Consider the following 20,279-nt stretch of genomic DNA (forward strand, 5'->3'; position numbering starts at 1 on the left):
CCCCCGCCCTGAACGCCCTCTCCCTGTACGCCCTCGCCATGAACGCCCGCCATCATGCGACCCCCGATCCCGCGTGCCGGCGCCAGGCGTCGCCGTGCGCTTCGGCGGCGCAGTCCTCGACGATCCGGCCGTCGCGCATCCGCACCTGCCTGGGCAGGCCGGCCGCGATCTCCCGGTCGTGCGTGATGATCACAATGGTCGTGCCGCCCGCGTTCAGCTCGTGCAGCAGCTCCATCACCCCCGTGCCCGACACCGAGTCCAGCGCCCCGGTGGGTTCGTCGGCCAGCACCAGCGGCGGGTCGCCCGCCACGGCCCTGGCGATGGCCACACGCTGCCGTTCGCCTCCGGACAGCTCGTGCGGCTCGTGGTCCATCCGGTGGCCCAGCCCCACCCGGTCGAGCGCGGCGGCCGCCCGGCGGCGCCGCTCCGGCCTGCGCAGGCCCGTGTACACGAGCCCGTCGGCCACGTTGTCCAGCGCGGAGACCTTCGCGGCGAGGTGGAACGACTGGAAGACGAAGCCGATCGTGGTGGCCCGCAGCGCCGAGAGCTGCCCGTCCGACAGGGTCGAGACGTCGTAGCCGTCGATGTGGATGGTCCCCGACGTGGGCCGGTCGAGGGTGCCGATGACGTTCAGCATGGTCGACTTGCCCGAGCCCGACGGCCCGACGATGGCGGCCAGCTCGCCGTGCCCGATCCGCAGCGACACCGACTGCAGCGCCGCCACTCCGCCGGGATAGATCCTGGACACGTCCGTCAGTTCGATCATGGGGTACGTCATGACGTCGGCATCCCCACGGTCATGCCCTCCGCGAGCCCGTCACCGCTGACCTCGACCCGGCCCCCGGCGAACAACCCCGTCTCCACCGCGACGTACCGGGACCTGCCCCCCTCGACGATCTCGAGACCGAACCCGCCCTCCTGCAGCGCCACGAGCGCCGCGACCGGCACGGTCAGGACGTCCTTACGCTTGGACGCCGTGAACGTCACGTCCACCGACGCCTTGTCCAGCCCCTTGGCGGCCTTCGAGTTCCCGATCGAGACGAGCGCCTCCACCCGGGTCTCCGGCTCGGCGTTCTGCCCCTCACCCGGCTGGATGACGGTGGCGACCTCGGTCACCTTGCCGTCCACGCTCTTGCCGTCGGGCAGCGTGACCTCGACCTTGGAGTCCTTCTTCGCCATCCGCTGGTCCTCGGCGTCCAGCTCGACCGTGATCACCTTGGACGTGCCGGTGTACGTCAGCACCTGCTGCCCGGGCGCGGTCGGGCGGCCCTCCTCGGTCTCCAAGCTTTCCACCCGCACCTTGCCGGACGCGAAGACGACCCGGCCCAGCTCGACCACGCCGGTCTGGTCCAGCCCCCGGTCCTCCTGCCACTCCATGACCGCCTGGGCCGTGTCGTAGGTGTACTCGTCGTCGACGGTGAATCCGTCGTAGCCGAGCTTGCTGAGATTGCGTTCCAGCGCCTCGACGTCGTCGCCCTCCAGGCCGGCCTTCAGGTCGCGGTAGGCGGGCGTCGAGCCGTACATCAGCATGACCGGCTCGTCGTCCACCCGGTAGAGCGACTTGCCGCGGGTGATCTGCCGGCCGCTGCCGGGCAGCCAGGTGATCGTGCCCGGCCTCCTGCTCACCGCCGTGGTCACCGGGCCGTAGCCCAGCTCGCCGTCGGTGTCCCTGGTGTCGTTCAGCGTCTGCCTGGTCACCTCGGTCGTGGCCGGCGGCAGCGCCGCGGCCGACCGGGTCGGCCCGGCCTTCCCGTCCAGCAGGCCGGCGCTGTTCACCGCGACCAGCCCGCCGCCGGCGACGGCCACGGCGACCAGCAGGCCGGCGACCAGCTTGCCCCGCCCGCCACGGCGGCGGGAGGGCGTCGTGGAGGCGGGCTCCGCCCTCCCGTCGAGGGGCGTGGCCCGGTCCGTCGCCGGAGACATCAAGAATCTCCCATACCGGCGTCGGCGGACTCCTTCTGGCACTTGGCCTGCGCGTCCTCGAAGTCGGGGTCCTTGCCGACCTCGCCGGTGATGCGCATCATGCCGCCCTCGGGGTCCGGGTAGCTCTCGACGCCGTTGTCACGCATGCACTGCGCGAGCTTGCGCAGGTTCTCGCCCATCTTGGGGTCGCCCTGGCCCCCCTTCTGCCCGCTCGGGGCGAACTCCTTGCAGGCCTCCTGCGCCTTCTCGACCCTCGCCTTGTCCTCGGGGCTCTTCACCTGCAACTTCATCCTGACGCCCTTGCCCGGCTCCGGATCGTCCACCTCCACGCCGTTCTCGCGCATGCACTGCGCGAACTTGAGGCCCTGCTCCTGCGGATCCACGCTCGGCCGGGCGGTGGCGGCGGCCTGGTTGCCGCTGCCGCTGCTCACCGACGCCACGTCGGACCCGCCGTCGGTGCTCGCCCCGCATCCGGTCAGGGCCAGGGTGAACGAGATCGGCGCCACGGCCATCATGCTGAGGACTCGTCGTCGCATGGTTGCTCTCCTCCATCGAAATGTCGTCGTCGAGGGAGATGCAACAGAGCTCGCGGTTTCCTCAGCGTTTCCATCCGCGACTTACTTCCACCGAACATCGCGTACGCCACAATCTGCCGTTGTAGACGAGACGAAAGGCCCTGGGACACGCCATGCGAGTGCTGGTGGTAGAAGACGAGCGCATCCTCGCCGACGCGATCGCCGAATGGCTGCGGGACGAGACCCACGCGGTCGACCTGGCCCACGACGGCCAGAGCGCGCTGGAGCGGATCACGGTCAACGACTACGACGTCGTCGTGCTGGACCGCGACCTGCCGCGCGTGCACGGCGACGACGTGTGCAAGGAGCTCGTGGCGTCGGAGTGCGACACGCGGGTGCTCATGCTCACCGCCGCCGCCCAGCTCGACGACCGGGTGAGCGGGCTGTCCATGGGCGCCGACGACTACCTGGCCAAGCCGTTCGCCTTCCCCGAGCTGGCCGCTCGCGTGCTGGCGCTGGGCCGGCGCGCCCGCCCCGCCGTCCCGCCCGTGTTGCGCCGCGCCGGGATCACGCTCGACCAGGCGCGGCGGGAGGTGTACCGCGACGGGCGGTTCGTACCGCTGTCGAAGAAGGAGTTCGCCGTACTGACCGAGCTGATGCGGGCGGAGGGCAGCGTCGTCTCGTCCGAGCAGCTCCTGGAGAAGGCGTGGGACGAGCACGCCGACCCGTTCACGGGCGCGGTCCGGCTCACCATTCTCAAGCTGCGCCGCAAGCTCGCCGACCCGCCGGTCGTGGAGACCGTGCCCGGCGTGGGATACCGCATCGCATGATCCTCTCGCGCCTGCCACGGCCGCAGCCGACGCTCCGGCTGCGGCTCACCCTCGTCTACGGCGCCCTGTTCATGGTCGCGGGCCTGACCCTGCTCGGCGTCACCTACCTGCTGTTCAACCAGCAGCTCAACCACTACTTCGAGAGCCGGTACATGCCGGAGCCCGGCAAGCACAAACAGATGATGCTGCTCCGCAACGGCGTCGAGCTCTCGGGCGAGGCCGCGCTGGACTTCCTGGCGCGGCAGGAGATGGAGTTGCGGGACGTCGCCGTCACGTCGCTGATCACCCAGGGAGCGATCGCGCTGATCGTGGTCGGCGCCGTGGCGGTGACGCTCGGGTGGGTGGTGGCGGGCCGGGTGCTGACGCCGCTGCACCAGGTGACCGCCACGGCGCGCAGGATCGCCGCCGCCCCCATGGCCGACCGCGGCCTGCACGAGCGAATCTCCCTGAGCGGGCCCGACGACGAGGTCAAAGAGCTCGCCGACACCTTCGACACCATGGTGGAGCGGCTCGACCACTCCTTCGACGGGCAGCGCAGGTTCGTCGCGAACGCCTCCCACGAGCTGCGCACCCCCCTGACGCTGAACCGGGCGCTGGTCGAGCTGGCCATGCACCGGCGTACGGCCACACCCGACGTCAAGGAGCTCGGCGAGAGCCTGCTGGAGATCAACGCCCGCCACGAACGCCTCATCTCCGGGCTGCTGCTGCTGGCCCGGTCGGAGCAGCACATCGCTGACCGGTCGCCGGTCGACCTGGCCGACGTGGTGACGCACGTCGTCGCCCAGACGGACGCCTTCGAGGCGAAGGTCACGGTGTACGAGGTCGCCGAGCCGGCCCCCACCACCGGTGACGCGCTGCTGCTTGAACGGCTCGTGCACAACCTCGTGGAGAACGGCGTCCGCCACAACGTGGACGACGGCACCGGGTGGGTGCGGGTGGTGAGCCGTACCGTGTCGGACGGGAAGGTCGAGGTCGAGGTCAGCAACACCGGCCCGAGCGTGCCGCCGTACGACGTCCCGCTGCTCTTCAAGCCCTTCCACCGGCACGGGGCCGAGCGGACGGTCACGGGTAAAAGCGCCGGGCTGGGCCTGTCGATCGTACGGTCGGTGGCCCTCGCGCACGGCGGCGACGTCAGGGCACGGCCGCGGGAGGGCGGCGGCCTGGTCGTGATCGCCTCCCTCCCGCGCCCGCGCGCCTAGCCTTCCCGCGCCGCTTCCACCAGCGCGCGCAGATCGGCGTGGCGGGTCAGTTGACGCAGTCCTGCGTGTTCAGCCCGAGCGCCAGCTCCCTGACCTTGCCCGTCTTCGAGGTGTTGACATCCTCCCGGCCCTGAAGGACCGGGATTCCAGCCGTCGCCGACTGGCCTTCCTGCTTCACCGCCGGTCGCCCGCCCGGGAAAGGGAACTCCCGTTGAGGTCTTACACCAGCTCCACAGGCGTTTCACCTCTCCGCAAGCCCTGCGGCGAGGGTGCTTCTGATCGTTCGTCCGGTGGCTTGGTCATCACCACCGTCGAACACACTACCGAACCGTGCGATGTCGTGCGGCGTTGTGACGCCGGTTCGCCTGGCGGCGAATCGGCTACCCCTGTCCTGCTCCGCAGGGGTCCGATCCCTCCCCCGCCTGAAGGCGGGGGTTTCCTCGGAGGTATCCGATGAAGGAGTAGTAGGCCTTCTTGTTGCCCGGCACGGAGGCGATGAGGAACCCGCTCGCGGCGGTCTTCCAGCGCGGTTCCTTCTCGTCGAAAATGACAGGCCTCCCCTATATACGGACAGCCACTTACATACGGGTAACCCGCTGCTTGATGAGAACGGCGGTGGCGGCGATCTTCTGCCGGGTCAGGAACTTCGGCACAAAACATCTTTCGTGTCGGTATCGTACGTAAAGATCTCTCACCGCACCCGTCTCAGGAGTCACCACTCTCATGGCGCACGTCGAACCGCTGCGGGAGGACGACCCGGCGGTGGTAGGGACATACCACTTGCTCGGCCGGCTGGGCTCGGGCGGCCAGGGGACCGTCTACCTCGGGCAGGCTCCCGACGGTACGCGGGTGGCGGTCAAGGTGCTGCATTCGAGGGCCGGGTTCGACGACAGGTTCGCCAAGGAGATCGACAACGCGCGGCGGGTGGAGCCGTTCTGCATCGCGCAGGTGCTGGACGCCTCGCTGGGGCGGCAGCCGTACATCGTGACGGAGTACGTCGAGGGCCCGTCGCTGCACGAGGCCGGCCGGCACGCGGGGGCCGACCTGCAGCGGCTGGCGGTCGCCACGGCCACCGCGCTGGCCGCCATCCACGCGGCGGGCATCGTGCACCGCGACTTCAAGCCCGCGAACGTGCTGCTCGGCCCCGGCGGCCCCCGCGTCATCGACTTCGGCATCGCCCGCGCCATGGACGACGCGGCCACCCACACCAGCGGCATCGTGGGGACACCCGCGTACATGGCGCCCGAGCAGCTGGCGGGGCAGCCGGTGGGGCCGCCGGCGGACGTGTTCGCCTGGGCGTCGGTGATGGTGTGGGCGGCCACCGGGACGCCGCCGTTCGGGCAGGACACGCTGCCCGCGATCATCAACCGCATCCTCAACAACGAACCACAGCTCGGCGACCTGCCGCATCCGCTGCGGTCGATCGTGTACGACTGCCTGGCCAAGGATCCGCGGGCCCGGCCGACCATGCGGGATGTGCTGCTGCGGCTGCTGAGCGGGAACAACCCCGCCCCGCACGCGAGTGGGAACAGTCCGCAGGTGCCGCACGCGGGCTGGGAGAACGCGCGCATGCCGCACGCGGGCGGCCCCGGCCCGATGCCGCCGCACGCCCGACCCGGTACCGGGCCCATGTCCCCGCACGGGACTCACGCGGGTGGGCGCCGGGGGCTGGTGCCCGTGGTCGCGGGGGTCTCGGGTGTCGTGGTGGCGGCGCTGATCGGCGGGATCGTCTGGATCGCCCCTGGATGGGGTGCGCCGGAGAAGGAGTCGCTGGCTGCCTCCTCCCCCAGCGCCACCTCGCCCACCGTGAAGCCGTCCTCCGGGCAGACGCCCACGCCCGCAGGGAAGAAGACCTCGAAACGGAAGAAGCCTTCCACTCGTACGGCCAAGCCGACCGCCACCCCGAAGAAGCCCACGCCCAAGGCCACGGCCTCGCCCAAGCGCACCACCGCGCGGCCGACGCCGGCCCGCAGCCGCACCCGTACCGCTACCAGTAAGAAGCCGGCCACGAACGCCAAGGCGAGCATTCTCGCGATCGAGCTGATGGGCGGACCGGGCCAGTCCTCGGGTGGCTGCTACATGCCGCCTGTGCACTTCCAGACCCGGGTGGAGTCGACCAGGCGCGGGGTGTGGATCTCCTACGCGTGGCTGGTCGACGGCCGGACCAAGGAGAGCGGCAGGTCCTGGGTGCCGGAGGACGACCACACCGCGTTCGTGACCGCCAAGCAGTACAACCTGCCCGCGGGCCGCCACACCGTGGCGTTGAAGGTCACCTCGCCGTCCTCGGCGCAGAAGAGCATCTCGTTCAGCGTCTGCGCGCTGGAAACCTGGTGACGCTGGAGGCCATCGGCCCGTACCGGGTCGTCAAGCAGCTCGGCGAGGGCGGCCAGGGCGTGGTCTACCTGGGCACGGCTCCCGATGGGACGCGGGTCGCCATCAAGGTGCTGCGGGAGGGTGTGCCGGGCGACGGCCGTTTCGCCAAGGAGATCGCGGCGGCGCGGCGGGTGGAGCCGTTCTGCATCGCGCAGGTGCTGGACGCCTCGCTGGGCGCGCGGCCGTACATCGTGACCGAGTACGTCGAAGGTCCCTCCCTCCACCAGGCCGGCGTCCACACCGGGGCCGACCTGCAGCGGCTGGCGGTCGCCACGGCCACCGCGCTGGCCGCCATCCACCGGGCCGGCGTCGTGCACCGCGACTTCAAGCCGGCCAACGTGCTGCTCGGACGGGACGGCCCCCGCGTCATCGACTTCGGCATCGCCCGTGCCATGGACGCCGCCGTGACCCGTACCAGCAGCATCGTGGGGACGCCCGCGTACATGGCGCCCGAGCAGTTCCTCGGCGCGGTCGCCGGGCCGGCCGCCGACGTGTTCGCCTGGGGATCCGTCATCGTGTACGCCGCCACGGGCGCGCCGCCGTTCGGCAACGACTCGCTGCCCGCGGTGCTGAGCAGGATCCAGTACGACGAGCCGGACCTCGGTGACGTGCCCGAGCCGCTGCGTTCGATCGTGTACGGCTGCCTGGCCAAGGACCCGGCCGCCCGGCCCGCCATGCAGGACGTGCTCTTCCAGCTCATCAGCGGTCGGCCCCAGGCCAGGGCGTCCACCACTGACCCCCGGCCCGGCCCCGCCGGCGCCGTTCCCGGTTCCGCGGGCGCCGTTCCGGGCCCCGGTGGCCCGGTCCGGCCGCCCGGCCCCGGGTCAGCGCCGGGGTGGCCTCGGCAGAGGGTACCGCACGGCCGGACCGGTCCCGCTCGTCACCGGCTCGGCATCGCCCTCCTCGCGGGCGTGAGCGCGCTGGTGGTGACGGGCGGGCTGGGGGCCGCCTGGGTCTGGCTTCCCACTCCGCCCGGTGACGCGGGCACCGCCACCGTCGCCGCGCCCTCCTCCCCCACCGCCTCGCGTACGGCCAAGGAGGAGCGCGCGGGGAAGAAGCAGTCGCCGGGCCCGCGCGACCCGTCGGCCCGGCGGCGCACCGGCACGAAGACCGCCCGGCCCTCGGAGACCGCGCGACGTACACGTACGCCGGAGCCCGCGAGAACCACACGCAAGCCATCCGCACGACCCTCCACCCCACGACCTGCCAAGACGCGGAGTGCGGGCGGTGTGCGGTCGGTGTCGTTCGACTACGAGGGCATCCCGATGGGGGGCTGCTGGCGCTACGACATGAACATCTGGGCGAAGGTGTCGGCCACCGGCTCCTACAGTTACCGGTGGCTGCTCAACGGCCAGAGCCAGGGTGCGGCGGTGGGCACCGCGTCGTCGAAGCCGCTCCTCCCGTCGACCGTGTGGAAGAAGGCGGGTACGTACAGCGTGGTCTTCGAGGTCCTGGAGCCGGCGCGCACCAGGAAGAGCGCCACGGTGAAGATCTGCGACTTCGACGAGGGCTGGTAGGCGGCGCTGGCGTCAAGGGGCGGCCGGCGGGCAGGGTGGGCGTGTGTTCGCGCCACTATCGGAAGGCAGGCGTTCCCGATGCCCATGATTCCCCGATTCCACCTGGCCGTTCCCGTCGATGACCTGGACGCGGCCCGCCACTTCTACGGCGAGCTCATCGGCTGCGCCCAGGGCCGCAGCTCCGGCACCTGGATCGACTGGAACCTGCACGGCCACCAGTTCGTCACGCACCTGGCGCCGGCGCGTACGGAGCGGGTGCACAACCCGGTGGACGGCCACGACGTGCCGGTCCCGCACTTCGGGCTGATTCTGACAATTCCGGAATTTCATGAACTCGCCGACCGGTTCCGCGCCGCCGGCACCGGCTTCGTCATCGAGCCGTACCTGCGGTTCGAGGGCCTGCCCGGAGAGCAGTGGACGATGTTCCTGCTCGACCCGGCAGGCAACGCCCTGGAGTTCAAGGCGTTCGCCGACGACGCCCAGGTGTTCGCAGCGGGCTGACCGAGCGGCGCGCTATTCGCGGGCCGCGCTGCGCAGGGCGCGGTAGAGCAGGCGCGCGTCCCCCAGGTGGTGGCGGAGCAGCTTCTCCAGCCCGCCGATCGGCACCAGGTTCTGGGGCGCGCGCGGGTCCTTGTAGTCGACCCCCGCCAGCGGGGGCAGGGCCAGTGTCAGCGCGTCGGCGAGCCGCACCACCTGCGCGGGGTCGAGGTCGGCGCCGGCCTCGCAACGCGCCACCCCCGCCCACGGGGCCGTGGACCTGACGGGCAGGCGTACGTACCAGGCGTGCCGGCGCCAGCTCGTGCCCATGAGGAACACCGGCGTACGCTGCCCCGGCGCGAGCGCGGCCACCACCGCCGACTGCGGCGAGGGCAGGTAGGCGGTGTGGTGGGTCTTGATGTAGCCGACCGTGCGCGGCAGGTGGGTGCGTCCCCGCAGCGGCCCGTCCACCAGCAGCAGGTCGTCGCTCGCCGACCGGTGGCGTACGGCGAGGTCGACCTCCAGCTGGGTGACCTGGCGCTGCAGCGCCAGCGAGAGCTCCTCGAAGCTGGAGTCGGCGGCCTTGCTCGGGCGGTAGAGGGCGTGGCCGGTCCGCACCTCGGGCGTGTCCGGCGATGCGGAGATCAGCGTACGCTCGACCTGGATCTCCGCCAGGTCGGCGCCGTCCTGGCCGCACCTGACGATGCCCGCCGCGTAGGAGGCGGCGATGCCGGGCACCGGCATCGCCGAGCCGGGGTCGTGCACCCACACGCGGGCGTCGATCCTGCGCACGCCGTCGGCGACCAGCAGGGTGCGCGGCGGGTCGGCTTCGGGGCCCGGGGTGACGGGCTTCCAGTCGGCGGCCGGGCGTTCGACGTCGAGCACCAGCTCGGCGCTGGTGGAGCCCAGCTCTGACAGGGCCTCGACGGCGAGGGCCGCGGCGTAGCCCGGATCCCACGGATCGACGGTGAAACCGGTCACGTGGCCGCCTTCCGCACGTGGGAGCCCTTGGCGTCGCGTCTGACCTCGAAGCGTACCGGCACCCGTTCGGCCAGCGCGGGCACGTGGGTGACGACGCCGATCATGCGGTCCTGGCCGGCCGCCAGGCGTTCGAGGGTGGTGGCCACGGTGTCGAGGGTGGCGGGGTCGAGCGTGCCGAAGCCCTCGTCGAGGAAGATCGAGTCGAGCCCCTTCGCGACGGCCCCCGACAGCGCCAGGGCGAGCGCGAGGGCCGCCTGGAAGGTCTCGCCGCCTGACAGGGTGCGGGCGCTGCGCCGCATGCCCGCCTCACCGTGGTCGACGACCTCGATGTCGCCGGTCCTGTCGCCGAGCGTCAGCTCGTACTGGCCGTCGGACAGCTCGCGCAGCGTCTCGGACGCGGACGCGACCAGCACCGCCAGGGCCTCGGCGCACAACCACCGCTCGAAGGCGTTGGCGCGCAGGCGCAGGGCCAGCTCATGGGCGACCTTGGCCTCGTGCTCCTTCCTGGTGACCTGCGCGTCCAGGTCGGCGGCGCGCCGGCGGTCGTCCCTGACGCGGTCGAGCGCGCTCTCCACGCGGGCGGCCGCCCCGGCGACGGCCGCGCCGAGCTGGTCGGGCGAGGCGTCGCGGGGCGGGACGACGCCGTGCTCGGCCAGGCGTTCCCCCAGCCTGCGGCGTTCGCGCACCAGCGTCTCGCCCGCCAGGGCGAGCCGCTCGTCGCAGGCCGCGAGCGCCGCCTGGGCGGCCTGCCCGGCCCGGTCGCGCCAGGCGAGCAGGTCGGTCCAGGCGCGGTGCAGGTCGTCGCGGGTGAGCGGCGGCGGCGGGTCGTCGTGGCCGCCGGAGACGAGCAGCCGGTCGCGGGCGGATTCGAGGGTGCGCCAGGCCGACTCGGCCTGCCGCTCGATGCGTTCGGTCTCGGTGCGTGCCCGGTCGAGCCTGCCTCTGGCGGCGCGGAAGGTGGTGCGGGCCTGCGCCGCGACCTCCTCGGCCTTGGCGATGGCGGCCAGCCGGCCCTCCAGCTCGGCCCGGTCGCCGGGCTCGGGCAGCGCGGCGAGCTCGGACTCCAGCCGGTCGGCCTGCCCGGCCAGCATCGACGCCGACGCCTCGGCCCGGGCATGGGCGGACCTGGCGCGCTCGGCCCTGTCGCGGGCTGCGGCCAGTGCGCGGTCGGCGGTGCGCATGTCGGCGGGCTGCTCGTGGCGGGGCAGCTCGGCCACCGGCTGCCGGCAGACCGGGCAGGGTTCGCCCATGGCCAGCCGGGGGGCGAGGTGGGCGGCGGCGTGGGCGTCGCGCAGGCGTTCGCGCTGCGCCTCGGCGGCGGCCAGCGCCTGCTCGGCCGCCTCCCGCTCGGCGGCCAGGCCCGGCAGCGGCTCGGCGGCCGCCACCGCCTCCGCGCGGGCGCGGGCGGCCTGGGCGGCGTGCCGTTCACGGGCGTCCAGGGCGGCCAGCGCCGCCCGTGGCGCGCCACGGTCGCCGAGCGCGGCCAGCGCTTCGTACGCCTCGTGCTCGTCGGCCTCCAGCGTCGCGACCTCGGCGGCCAGCGCCTCGACCGAGCCGGCGGCGGCCCGGCGGGCCGAGGCGAGCGTCGGCACCGCCTCCGGCATGCGCAACGACGCCAGCACCGAGCGGTGTTCGGCCACGGTGGCGCGCTCCTGCTCGGCCCGCCGGATGTCGGCCTCGCGGGCCCGCAGCAGGTCGAGGTCGGCGCCGATGCTCTCGCCCAGCCGCCGCAGCGCCGCCAGCCGGTCGGCCAGCTCCTGCTCGGCCTCGGCCGTGGCGCCCGGCAACTTGCCGAGCTGGTCACGGGCGAAGGCGGCGTCACGTTTGGCCTGCTCCTCCTCCTGCACGGCCCGCTGCCTGATGAGCTCGTAGACGTCGGCGTCGAGCAGCTGCACCAGCAGGTCCTGCCGCTCCCGGGGGGCGGCGTGCAGGAACTCCGCGAAACGGCCCTGGGGCAGCACCACGCACTGGGTGAAGAACCGGTATTCCAGGCCGGTCACCCGCTGCGCCTCGGGGGTGACGTTCTCGCCCTCGGCGAGCGGCCTGACCACCGCCTCGTACGCCCGTTCCAGCGGCGCGGACGGGTCGAGCTCGTCGATCCGCGCCTCCTTCGTCCGCACCGCGCCCTTGCTGTCGCGGACCATCGCCCTGACCACGCCGTAGCGCCGGCCGCCGCTGTCGAAGACCAGCGCCACCTTCCCCGACGACACCGAGGGCGCGAGGGCGTGGGCGATGACGTTCTCCTTGCCCCAGCGCGGCACGGTGCCGTAGAGGGCGAAGCAGATGGCGTCGATGATCGTGCTCTTGCCCGCGCCGGTCGGGCCGACGAGCGCGAAGTACTCGGTGTCGGAGAAGTCGACGCTCACCGGCTCGCGGAAGCTGCCGAAGTGGTCGAGCTGGAGCAGCAGCGGGCGCATCAGCCGGTCACCTCGTCGTGGAGCCGGTCGAACAGCGCGGCCACCTGGTCGTCGTGCCGTCCGGTGGCGGTGAGATATTCGCGGAACAACTCGCGGGCGCCGCGCTCGGGCGAGCCGGCCCTGCGCGTGGCCGGCACGGGCCTGAACCGTTCGTCCAGCATGACGTCCACGGCGCCCGGCAGCAGCTCGCGTACGTCGTCGGCCAGGCCCACGCGGGGTTTCTCCTCGACGATCACCTTGAGCCAGTCGTCGCCCTGTTCCAGGCCCTCCAACTGCTCCAGCGTGCCGCGCACCGTACGCAGCCGGCGAGCCGAGCCGAACGCCAGCTCCCGCACCACGGCCGGACGGCCGGGCGAGACCTCCACCAGCAGCGCGCCGGGGGTGTTGCCCTCCTCGCCGAAGTCGACGGCGAGGGGCGAGCCGCTGTACCAGATCGGGCACGGGCCCGGGATCTGCTGGCGGCGGTGCAGGTGGCCGAGCGCGGCGTACTGGGTGGACGGCGGGAAGGCGGTCGGCTCGAAGTAGTAGGAGAAGATCGACTGCGCCTGCCGCTCCCCGCCGCCGAACGCCCCTCCCGGCAGCGTGCCGTGCGTGGTGACCAGGTTGACGGTGTCGCCGTGGAAGCCGGCCGTCAGCGCGCCCATCAGCTCGGCGATGCGGGCGGCGTAGTCGCGGTTGTGCTCGGCGGCCGTGCCGGCCAGCACCTCGGCGGCGCGTACGACGTAGCGGTGCGACAGGAACGGCAGCACCGCCAGCCGCACCGGCTCGCCCGAGCGGGCGGTGAAGGCGAGCGTGCCGCCCGCGTCGGGACGGCGGAAGGAGCCGATGACGTGCAGGCCCAGCTTGCCGAGCACCGGCCGGTAGACCTCCAGCAGCTGCGGGTTGTCGTGGTTGCCCGCCAGCACCACCACGTCGCGGCCGTCGCCGCGCAGGGCCATGAGCACGTTCAGCACCAGCGCCTGCGCCTCGGGCGTGGGCGCGGAGGTGTCGAAGAGGTCGCCCGCCACGATGACGGCGTCCACGTCGTGCTCGCGGGCGGCGGCGACCAGCTCGCGCAGCACGGCGCGGTGCTCGTCGATGCGGGGACGGCCCTTGAGCACCTTGCCCACGTGCCAGTCCGCGGTGTGCAGGATCTTCACGTCATCACCTGTGATCAGAAGGGCGGGATGTCTTCTTCGACCCCGGGCAGCCCCTGGAACGGATCGCCTGAGGACACCTTCGTGGCCGCCGGGGCCGCGGCCTCGGCCGGGCGGGTCGCCCACGCGGGGAAGGGGAAGGCGACGGCCAGCGGCACCGGGATCTCGGGCTGGGCGACGAACATGGTGCCCGGCTTGGCGATCGTGGCGCGCTCGCGCACGGCCGGGGGCAGCCAGCCGTACTCCGACCTCGCGGCCTCGGCCGGGTCGAGGCGGCCCGCGACGCGTACGGCGCTGTTGGAGACGATGCGGCGCTCCACCTCCGAGGCCGTCTGCTGGGCGCCGATGAGGATGACACCGAGCGAGCGGCCACGCTCGGCGACGTCCAGCAGGATCTCCTTGATCGGGGAGTCGCCCTCGCGCGGCGCGTATTTGTTCAGCTCGTCGAGCACGACGAACAGCAGGGGCCGCGCGGTGCCCGACGACTCCTTGCGGTGGAACTCGCCGCGCAGCACCACGCCCACCACGAACCGCTGCGCCCGCTCCGGCAGGTTGTGCAGGTCGACGATCGAGACCTGGGCGTCGGAGGTGCTGACGGTGTGGTTGCGGTAGAACGGCAGGTCGCCGCGGACGATCGGCGACAGCGGGCGCACCGCGCTGCGCAGCCGGCGCAGGAAGGCGTTGACGGTGCCGAGCGGGGTCTGCGCGCCGGTCCACTGCTGGCGCGTGCCCTCGTCCTGCAGCTGGTCGGACAGCAGCTCGACCAGGTCGGCGAACGTGCGCGCGGCGGTGCCCTGCACCATGACGGCGCCGCCGTCGCCCACCGGCTCCGCCCACGCCTTCAGCCGCGCCGCGACCTGCCCCACCAGCAGCGAGTAGCCGGCCCGCTCGTCGTCGGCGTCGGCGAAGACGAACCGCAGCAGCTCCTCCTCGCAGAACTCGACCAGCGTCCAGTAGAAGGAGCTCACGCCCTGCGTGCGGGCCGAGACGTGGGGCACGCCGTTGGCGTCGCCGGGGCGCGGCGGCGCGAAGACGTGCACGCTGCCGAACGGCCGCGCGGGCAGCCCGAGCCGGGCGTAGACGGCGCGCGCGCCCTCGTCGAGGCGGAGGTTGTCGTGGTCGAGGAAGAGCAGGTCCTCCCCCTTGACGGAGAAGATCAGCGCCTTGGTGTTGGCCGACTCGGCGTCGAGGACCCCCGAATTGAAGATCGAGTAGAGCAGGAACGTGGCGAAGGAGGTCTTGGTGGCCACGCCGGACACGCCGGAGATCGACACGTGGGCGCCGCGGGTGCCGTCGAGGAAGTCGAAGTTGACGTACATCGGCCGGCCGTCGCGGCCCATCCCGATCGGGATGCGCCGGTCCATCACGTCGAAGTAGAGCGCCTGCTCGCGGTCGTCGGACCCGGCGAGATGCACCTTGGCGCCGGGCAGCGGCGGCACGAACACCTCCGGCTCCACCCTGGTCACCCGCACCTCGGCCACCTCGACCACGGCCGCCGGCAGCGCGCCGTCGGCGATGAGGAACACGTCGGAGTCGTACGCGGCGCCCTCGTGCCGGGCCTCGACGGTCGTCACCACGCCCGCGACCAGCACCGGGCCGTAGCCGGGCACGTCGCGCCTGGTGACCACCACGTCGTCGAGCTGGACGACCTTGCCCGGCTCCAGGCCGACCCAGAACGACAGCGGCGAGGCCGCCTGGGTGCCGAGCACCCGCCCGACCGCCTCTCCCGCCGCAGGTGCGGCCTCCTCCACCGCCTGGCTCGCCGCCCCGTTGACCGTCACGAATCCCTCCGCCCCCAATGGTGCCCTTCCATGGAGCGTAGTAGGGCCCGACCAGTGCGTCCCGCTCATCGGGCGTACCGGACGGAAACGGAGACGTAACGCGCCGGCCGGTACATCACACCTATGAACACACCCCTTACACGGCGTACGTTGCTGGCCGGGGCGGGCGCCGGAGCCGTCGCCGCGGGCCTCGGCGTGCGGCCCGCGTGGAGCGACACGCCCCGGCCCCGCGACTCCAGGCCGCCCAACATCCTGCTCTTCACCGTCGACGACATGCACGGCGGCTCGCCCGGCTGCTACGGCGGCCGGGCCGACCTCACGCCGAACATCGACCGGCTGGCCGCCGAGGGCGTCGCCTTCCACCGGGCGCACGTGCCGATCGCGCTCTGCCAGCCGAGCCGGTCCGCGCTGATGACCGGCCGTTACCCGCACCGCAACGGCGCCGAGGGCTTCGAGGACATCGACGCCGGCGTGCCGATCCTGAACGAGCTGCTCCGCCCGCGCGGCTACCTGACGGGCATCCTGGGCAAGGTCGGCCACCTCGGCCCGAGTGACCGGTTCGCCTGGGATCTGAGCGTTCCCCCGCAGCAGCTCGGCATGGGGCGCAACCCCGCCGACTACGCGCGGCGCGCGACGGAGCTGTTCGAACGGGCCAGGTCCGAGGACCGGCCGTTCTTCCTGATGGCCAACTCCGAGGACCCGCACAGGCCTTTCAGCGGCAGCGACGCCGAACAGGACAGATTCGGGGACGTCCTGGACCAGATCGCCGAGCCGTCCAAGGTGTACGGCCCCGACGACGCCGAGGTGCCCGGGTTCCTGCCCGACCTGCCCGACATCCGGCAGGAGGTCTCGCAGTACATGAGCAGCGCCCGCCGCGCCGACGACACGCTGGCCGCCGTCCTGGCCGCGCTCGACGGGTCCGGGCTGGCCGGCGACACGATCGTGATCTTCATGTCGGACAACGGCATGGCGGTGCCGTTCGGCAAGGCGAACGTGTACGAGCAGTGCACGCGTACCCCGCTGATCGTCCGGTGGCCCGGCGTGACCGGCGCGGGCCGCGTCGACGACGAGCACTTCGTGTCCACGATGGACCTCTTCCCCACCCTGTGCCTGGCCGCGGGCGCCACCGTCCCCGAGGGGCTGGACGGTCGCGACCTCACCTCGTTGCTGCAGGGCGGCAGCCAGTCAGGGCGGGACCGCGTCACCACCGTCTTCCACCTGTCCAACTCGGAGCAGCGCTACGAGATGCGCGGCGTCCACGACGAGCGCTGGAGCTACGTCTGGAACGCCTGGTCCGACGGCAGCCTGAGCTACCGGGCGGAGAACATGATGGGCCTCACCTGGCCCGCGATGCGCGACTCGACGGACCCGGAGGTCGCCGCGCGGGCCGAGTTCTACCTGTTCCGCGTCCGGGAGGAGCTGTACGACCTCGCGAACGACCCCGACGCCCTGCACAACCTCGCCGACGGGGGCGCGCCCGAGGCACTGGCGCGCGGGCGGGCCGCCATGGACGCCTGGATGGGCGCCACCGGTGACCCGCTGCACGACCGGTACCGGGAGGAGATCATCAACGCGTGACACAGGTCCATGCGCCATCATGGATCACATGAAAGTGATCATGATCGGAGCGTCGGGCACCGTGGGGCGCGCTGTCGAGGCCGCCCTGAGCCCCCGCCACGAGGTCGTCGCGGCCTCGCGGCGGGGGCCGGTGCAGGTGGATCTGGAGGACGGGACGTCACTGGACGCGCTGTTCGAGACGGTTCCCGACGCCGACGCGGTGGTGTGCTGCGCGGCGAGCGGGCCGCTGGTGCGGCTGGAGACGGTGACGGACGAGGAGTTCGCCGCCGGGATCTCGGGAAAGCTGCTGGGACAGGTCGCGCTGGCCAGACGGGCGCTGCGTCACCTGCGTGACGGCGGCTCCGTCACCCTCACGGGAGGCACGTTCGCCGCCCCGCTCCCCGACGGCTCGCTCGGCGCGCTGGTCAACGCCGGGCTGGAGGGGTTCGTACGGAACGCGGCGAGCGAGCTGCCCCGCGGGCTGCGCATCAACGTGATCGCCCCCGGCTGGATCAAGGAGACCCTGGAGGGCATGGGCCTCGACGGCGCGGGTGGGACGCCGGTCGCCGAGGTGGCCCGCGCCTACGTCTCGGCCGTGGAGGGCACCGCGCAGGGCCGGACGATCGTTCCCTGACGAGCAGCCGCCCGCCACGGACGCGGTTATTCGTTCAGCCGGGTTCGCCGGCGGTCTTCGGGAGCGCGAGCGTCACGAGGGCCGCCACGACGTAGAGCGCCGCGGAGACGACGAGGACGATGCCGAGCGCGTGGCCGTAGTCCGCCGGTCCCGGTGTGCCGGTGGCCGATCCGGTGACGGCGGTGAAGAAGACCGTGCCGAGGACGGCGATGCCGATGGCGCCGCCGATCTGGTTGACGGTGGAGAGCACGCCGCCGGCGGCGCCCGCGTTGCGTCCGGGGATCCCGGCGAGGACGACGTTGACGAGGATGGGGGCGGCCAGACCGAGCCCGAGGCCGCCGACGAGAAGGGCGAGGGCGAGGAGCGGATATCCGGGATCGCCGCCGTCCCTGATGATCCCCCACAGGATGAGCTGGGAGGCCGCGATGGTGAGTGAGCCGGCGATCAGCAGGGCTTTCCCGGCTCTGGCGGCCAGAGCGACGCCGAGTCCTGAGGTGATGATCGAGCCGAGCGCGTACGGCAGGATCACCAGGCCGGTCTCCCACGCGGTGCGGTCAGTGCCGTTCTGCAGGTAGATCGACAGGGTGAGGAAGAACGGCCCGAGGCCGCCGAAGAAGAGCACGGACACGCTGAGGCCGATCGCGAAGGCGCGGATGCGGAGCAGAGCCGGGTCGAGGACAGGTTCGTGCCCGCGTGCGGTGAGGCGTCGTTCGTAGGCCAGGAAGATCGACACCACGATGACTCCGGCGGCGACAAGGGCGGAGCTGTTCCAGGTCCATCCCCGGCTCTCGGTCTGGATGATCGGCAGCAGCAGGAGCAGGATGCCCGCAGCCGCGAGCAGCGCGCCCAGGAGGTCCAGCCGCGCGGTCGAGGTGGAGCGGGACTCCGGCAGCACCTTCGCGCCGATGACGAGCGCCAGGATCGAGACGGGCACGTTGACCCAGAAGATCGTGCGCCATCCGAGACCGAACAGGTCGCCGTCGACGAGCAACCCGCCCAGGAGCGGGCCGGCGACCGACGCGAGCCCCTGGACCGCCCCGTAGGCGCCGAACGCCCTGGCGCGCTCGGCCGGAGCGAACGACGCCCGGATGATCCCGAACACCTGCGGGACCATGACGCCGGCGGTCAGTCCCTGCGCGGCGCGCATGCCGATGAGCATGTACGGATCCGCGGCCAGCGCGCAGAGTGCGGAGGTGAGCATGAACCCGGCCAGCCCGATCATGAACAGGCGTTTGCGGCCGTACTGGTCACCGAGCCGTCCACCGGTGATCAGGCCCGCACCCAGGGAGAGGACGTAGGCGGCCATCATCCACTGGATCTGAGCGTCGCCGGCATCCAGGTCCTGGGCTATCGCCGGGGCCGCGACCGTGATGATCGTCGCGTCGAGAAGGTCCATGAAGGAGCCGAAGAGCACCACCAGCAGCGCCGCGCCCGCGCCCGCGCCCGCGCCGGAGATGAGCGCCGGGGTGGCGGCGGAGGTAGGCGTGCCCTCGTCAGGAAGGCTCTGTGAAGCGGTCATGCCGGCGACATTGGCAGGTATTGTTGCCATCGAGTGACCGCTTCAGGTGAGGTGATCGAGCGATGGCTGCCACCTCCGCACGCACGCTCAAGCTGCTGTCGATCTTCGGGATCGGCGCGACCCTGACCGCCGAGGAGCTCGCGGGCAGGCTCGGGACGTCCGTACGCACCGTGCGACGCGACATCGACACCCTCAGAGAGCTCGGGTACGACATCGAGGCCGTGCGCGGGGCGGGAGGTGGTTACCGGCTCGGCCGCGCCGGCCGGTTGGCCCCGGTGGTCTTCGACGAGGAGCAGGCCGTCGCGGCGGCCGTCGCCCTCCAGACCGTCCCCCTGCTCCTGTCCGGCATCCGCGAGAACTCGGCCCGTGCCCTCGCCACGCTGCGGCAGGCGATGCCCGCCCGCAGCCGTGTCCACGCCGAGGCGTTCACCGTCTCGGCGGCGCGCAACTACTGGGAGTTCCCCGCGGCGCCCATCGACGCCGAGATCATCCGGGTCATCGGTGGCGCGATCAGCCGAGGGCACACCGTTCGCGTCGACTGCACCGGTGAGGACGAACCGACGACGCTCACGCTGGAACCGCACGACCTCGTGGTGTGGGCGGCGCGGTGGTACCTCGTCGCGTTCGATCCGGAAGCGGACCGATGGCGCGCGATGCGCGTCGACCGCCTCGTACCACGCATGCCCACGGGAAGAACCTTCGAGCGCCGCGACGTCCCGCAGAGCGATCCGGTCGCCTTCGTCATGAGCACGCACGACCGCGGCGACACCCCGGCGGACTGGCCGTGCCGCGGGTCGGCGCTCGTCGCCCTGCCCGCGCCCGTCGTCGCCCGGTTCGCCCCCGGCGGATCGACGGTCGAGCACCACACCGGCTCCAGCTGCCGGCTCACGCTCGGTGCGTGGTCCTGGGCAGGGCTGGCCGGGCTGCTCCTGACGTTCGACGCCGACCTCACGGACATCGAACCGGCGGAGCTCCGGCAGGCTCTGCGATCCCTGCGCACCCGCATCGACGAAGGACTCGGGCACGCCAGGTGACGCACTGTGCGGATCGGCTGCCGGGCGTCCGGGTCAGCGGGGGCGGCTGAGAGCGATCTCGGCCAGATCCGTCCACTTCTCGGCCGCGGAGTGGGGCACGACCACCCAGTCCTTCATCTCCCTGCCCCGTCCTGAGGGGTCGAACAGGGACGCGCCGGCCAGCTGGAGCGCGGCTGCGTGTTCGGGGGTGTCCCTGACCAGCCGGAACACCATCGCGCCGTCGCGCTGCAGGCTCGCGAACACCTTGCCCGCCTGATCTTTGAGCGAGGGGTTGCCCATCATCCTGGAGATCCGTACGCCCAGGTCGGCCAGCTCGGCGCCGACCTGCTGGAAATCCTGTTCCGCGCTCATCGTCAGCCGGCCCTCCAACTCCATGCGGTTCGTCC

At 72.3% G+C, this 20,279-nt stretch carries 18 protein-coding genes; 8 read left to right on the plus strand and 10 right to left on the minus strand.

From position 1 onward, the window contains the following. Positions 1-52: 52 nt before the first annotated feature. The 3 genes from E1295_RS09755 to E1295_RS09765 are packed head-to-tail and all read right to left on the minus strand — an operon-like array spanning position 53 to position 2,459. Positions 53-766 carry an ABC transporter ATP-binding protein gene (locus E1295_RS09755; protein ID WP_132629801.1) on the minus strand — a complete coding sequence of 238 codons (714 nt, stop codon included), beginning with the start codon at positions 764-766 and terminating at the stop codon, positions 53-55. A gap of 8 nt (positions 767-774) precedes the next feature. Beyond that, complete coding sequence (locus tag E1295_RS09760) at positions 775-1,923, minus strand: peptidoglycan-binding protein (RefSeq protein ID WP_132629803.1); 1,149 nt, start codon at positions 1,921-1,923, stop codon at positions 775-777. After that, the gene (locus E1295_RS09765) at positions 1,923-2,459 is read right to left on the minus strand and encodes a hypothetical protein (RefSeq protein ID WP_132629805.1); all 537 of its coding nucleotides are present in this window, start codon (positions 2,457-2,459) and stop codon (positions 1,923-1,925) included. Before E1295_RS09765 ends, E1295_RS09760 begins: the two co-directional genes overlap by 1 nt. A gap of 152 nt (positions 2,460-2,611) precedes the next feature. Here E1295_RS09765 and E1295_RS09770 point away from each other — a divergent pair, with 152 nt between their 5' ends. Both E1295_RS09770 and E1295_RS09775 read left to right on the plus strand, forming a co-directional pair. Then, complete coding sequence (locus E1295_RS09770; protein WP_132629807.1) at positions 2,612-3,268, plus strand: response regulator transcription factor; 657 nt, start codon at positions 2,612-2,614, stop codon at positions 3,266-3,268. Beyond that, positions 3,265-4,467 (plus strand): sensor histidine kinase, encoded by a 1,203-nt coding sequence (locus E1295_RS09775; protein WP_132629809.1) that lies wholly within the window; start codon positions 3,265-3,267, stop codon positions 4,465-4,467. Before E1295_RS09770 ends, E1295_RS09775 begins: the two co-directional genes overlap by 4 nt. A 46-nt stretch (positions 4,468-4,513) precedes the next feature. On the opposite strand, the gene E1295_RS51785 is transcribed toward E1295_RS09775, so the two are convergent. Next, positions 4,514-4,645, minus strand: coding sequence for a hypothetical protein (locus E1295_RS51785; RefSeq protein WP_281284727.1), 132 nt, complete (start codon positions 4,643-4,645; stop codon positions 4,514-4,516). A gap of 545 nt (positions 4,646-5,190) precedes the next feature. On the opposite strand from E1295_RS51785, the gene E1295_RS50040 reads away from it, so the two are divergent. The 3 genes from E1295_RS50040 (at position 5,191) to E1295_RS09790 (ending at position 8,858) form a co-directional block, all read left to right on the plus strand. Continuing rightward, the gene (locus E1295_RS50040) at positions 5,191-6,801 is read left to right on the plus strand and encodes a serine/threonine-protein kinase (RefSeq protein WP_220448628.1); all 1,611 of its coding nucleotides are present in this window, start codon (positions 5,191-5,193) and stop codon (positions 6,799-6,801) included. Continuing rightward, positions 6,798-8,357 carry a serine/threonine protein kinase gene (locus tag E1295_RS49620; protein ID WP_246079949.1) on the plus strand — a complete coding sequence of 520 codons (1,560 nt, stop codon included), beginning with the start codon at positions 6,798-6,800 and terminating at the stop codon, positions 8,355-8,357. Before E1295_RS50040 ends, E1295_RS49620 begins: the two co-directional genes overlap by 4 nt. Positions 8,358-8,435: 78 nt before the next feature. Further along, a complete protein-coding gene (locus E1295_RS09790; protein ID WP_132629811.1) occupies positions 8,436-8,858 on the plus strand; it encodes a VOC family protein in 423 nt (140 codons plus the stop codon). Between the two features lie 12 nt (positions 8,859-8,870). On the opposite strand, the gene E1295_RS09795 is transcribed toward E1295_RS09790, so the two are convergent. From E1295_RS09795 to E1295_RS09810, 4 genes are read right to left on the minus strand one after another with little or no spacing between them, the layout of a single operon-like run. Further along, positions 8,871-9,815 carry a hypothetical protein gene (locus E1295_RS09795; RefSeq protein ID WP_132629813.1) on the minus strand — a complete coding sequence of 315 codons (945 nt, stop codon included), beginning with the start codon at positions 9,813-9,815 and terminating at the stop codon, positions 8,871-8,873. Next, positions 9,812-12,232, minus strand: coding sequence for an AAA family ATPase (locus E1295_RS09800; protein WP_132629815.1), 2,421 nt, complete (start codon positions 12,230-12,232; stop codon positions 9,812-9,814). The genes E1295_RS09795 and E1295_RS09800 overlap by 4 nt, the downstream gene beginning before the upstream one ends. Then, positions 12,232-13,371: an exonuclease SbcCD subunit D gene (locus E1295_RS09805; RefSeq protein ID WP_132629817.1), complete on the minus strand. Its 1,140-nt coding sequence runs from the start codon at positions 13,369-13,371 to the stop codon at positions 12,232-12,234. The genes E1295_RS09800 and E1295_RS09805 overlap by 1 nt, the downstream gene beginning before the upstream one ends. Positions 13,372-13,385: 14 nt before the next feature. Next, the gene (locus tag E1295_RS09810; RefSeq protein WP_246079950.1) at positions 13,386-15,149 is read right to left on the minus strand and encodes an ATP-binding protein; all 1,764 of its coding nucleotides are present in this window, start codon (positions 15,147-15,149) and stop codon (positions 13,386-13,388) included. Between the two features lie 123 nt (positions 15,150-15,272). Between E1295_RS09810 and E1295_RS09815 the strand changes: the two genes are divergently transcribed. Together E1295_RS09815 and E1295_RS09820 are read left to right on the plus strand one after the other, a co-directional pair. Continuing rightward, positions 15,273-16,727 carry a sulfatase family protein gene (locus E1295_RS09815; protein ID WP_132629947.1) on the plus strand — a complete coding sequence of 485 codons (1,455 nt, stop codon included), beginning with the start codon at positions 15,273-15,275 and terminating at the stop codon, positions 16,725-16,727. Positions 16,728-16,755: 28 nt separating this feature from the next. After that, positions 16,756-17,340 (plus strand): short chain dehydrogenase, encoded by a 585-nt coding sequence (locus E1295_RS09820; RefSeq protein WP_132629819.1) that lies wholly within the window; start codon positions 16,756-16,758, stop codon positions 17,338-17,340. Between the two features lie 34 nt (positions 17,341-17,374). Here E1295_RS09820 and E1295_RS09825 read toward each other — a convergent pair whose 3' ends face one another. Next, positions 17,375-18,859, minus strand: coding sequence for an MFS transporter (locus E1295_RS09825; RefSeq protein WP_132629821.1), 1,485 nt, complete (start codon positions 18,857-18,859; stop codon positions 17,375-17,377). Positions 18,860-18,921: 62 nt separating this feature from the next. Between E1295_RS09825 and E1295_RS09830 the strand changes: the two genes are divergently transcribed. After that, on the plus strand, positions 18,922-19,893 hold the full coding sequence (locus E1295_RS09830; RefSeq protein WP_132629823.1) for a helix-turn-helix transcriptional regulator: 972 nt from the start codon (positions 18,922-18,924) through the stop codon (positions 19,891-19,893). Between the two features lie 33 nt (positions 19,894-19,926). Here E1295_RS09830 and E1295_RS09835 read toward each other — a convergent pair whose 3' ends face one another. Then, a complete protein-coding gene (locus E1295_RS09835) occupies positions 19,927-20,268 on the minus strand; it encodes a hypothetical protein (protein WP_246079951.1) in 342 nt (113 codons plus the stop codon). Positions 20,269-20,279: the final 11 nt, after the last annotated feature.

Source organism: Nonomuraea mesophila (assembly GCF_004352805.1).
Lineage (GTDB): Bacteria > Actinomycetota > Actinomycetes > Streptosporangiales > Streptosporangiaceae > Nonomuraea > Nonomuraea longispora.

Bases quoted from the DNA above. Each gene is read 5' to 3' on its own strand.
- E1295_RS09755 (WP_132629801.1), bottom strand. From the start codon at position 766: ATGATCGAACTGACGGACGTGTCCAGGATCTATCCCGGCGGAGTGGCG.
- E1295_RS09760 (WP_132629803.1), bottom strand. From the start codon at position 1,923: ATGTCTCCGGCGACGGACCGGGCCACGCCCCTCGACGGGAGGGCGGAG.
- E1295_RS09765 (WP_132629805.1), bottom strand. From the start codon at position 2,459: ATGCGACGACGAGTCCTCAGCATGATGGCCGTGGCGCCGATCTCGTTC.
- E1295_RS09770 (WP_132629807.1), top strand. From the start codon at position 2,612: ATGCGAGTGCTGGTGGTAGAAGACGAGCGCATCCTCGCCGACGCGATC.
- E1295_RS09775 (WP_132629809.1), top strand. From the start codon at position 3,265: ATGATCCTCTCGCGCCTGCCACGGCCGCAGCCGACGCTCCGGCTGCGG.
- E1295_RS50040 (WP_220448628.1), top strand. From the start codon at position 5,191: ATGGCGCACGTCGAACCGCTGCGGGAGGACGACCCGGCGGTGGTAGGG.
- E1295_RS09790 (WP_132629811.1), top strand. From the start codon at position 8,436: ATGCCCATGATTCCCCGATTCCACCTGGCCGTTCCCGTCGATGACCTG.
- E1295_RS09800 (WP_132629815.1), bottom strand. From the start codon at position 12,232: ATGCGCCCGCTGCTGCTCCAGCTCGACCACTTCGGCAGCTTCCGCGAG.
- E1295_RS09815 (WP_132629947.1), top strand. From the start codon at position 15,273: ATGAACACACCCCTTACACGGCGTACGTTGCTGGCCGGGGCGGGCGCC.
- E1295_RS09820 (WP_132629819.1), top strand. From the start codon at position 16,756: ATGAAAGTGATCATGATCGGAGCGTCGGGCACCGTGGGGCGCGCTGTC.
- E1295_RS09825 (WP_132629821.1), bottom strand. From the start codon at position 18,859: ATGACCGCTTCACAGAGCCTTCCTGACGAGGGCACGCCTACCTCCGCC.
- E1295_RS09830 (WP_132629823.1), top strand. From the start codon at position 18,922: ATGGCTGCCACCTCCGCACGCACGCTCAAGCTGCTGTCGATCTTCGGG.
- E1295_RS09835 (WP_246079951.1), bottom strand. From the start codon at position 20,268: ATGGAGTTGGAGGGCCGGCTGACGATGAGCGCGGAACAGGATTTCCAG.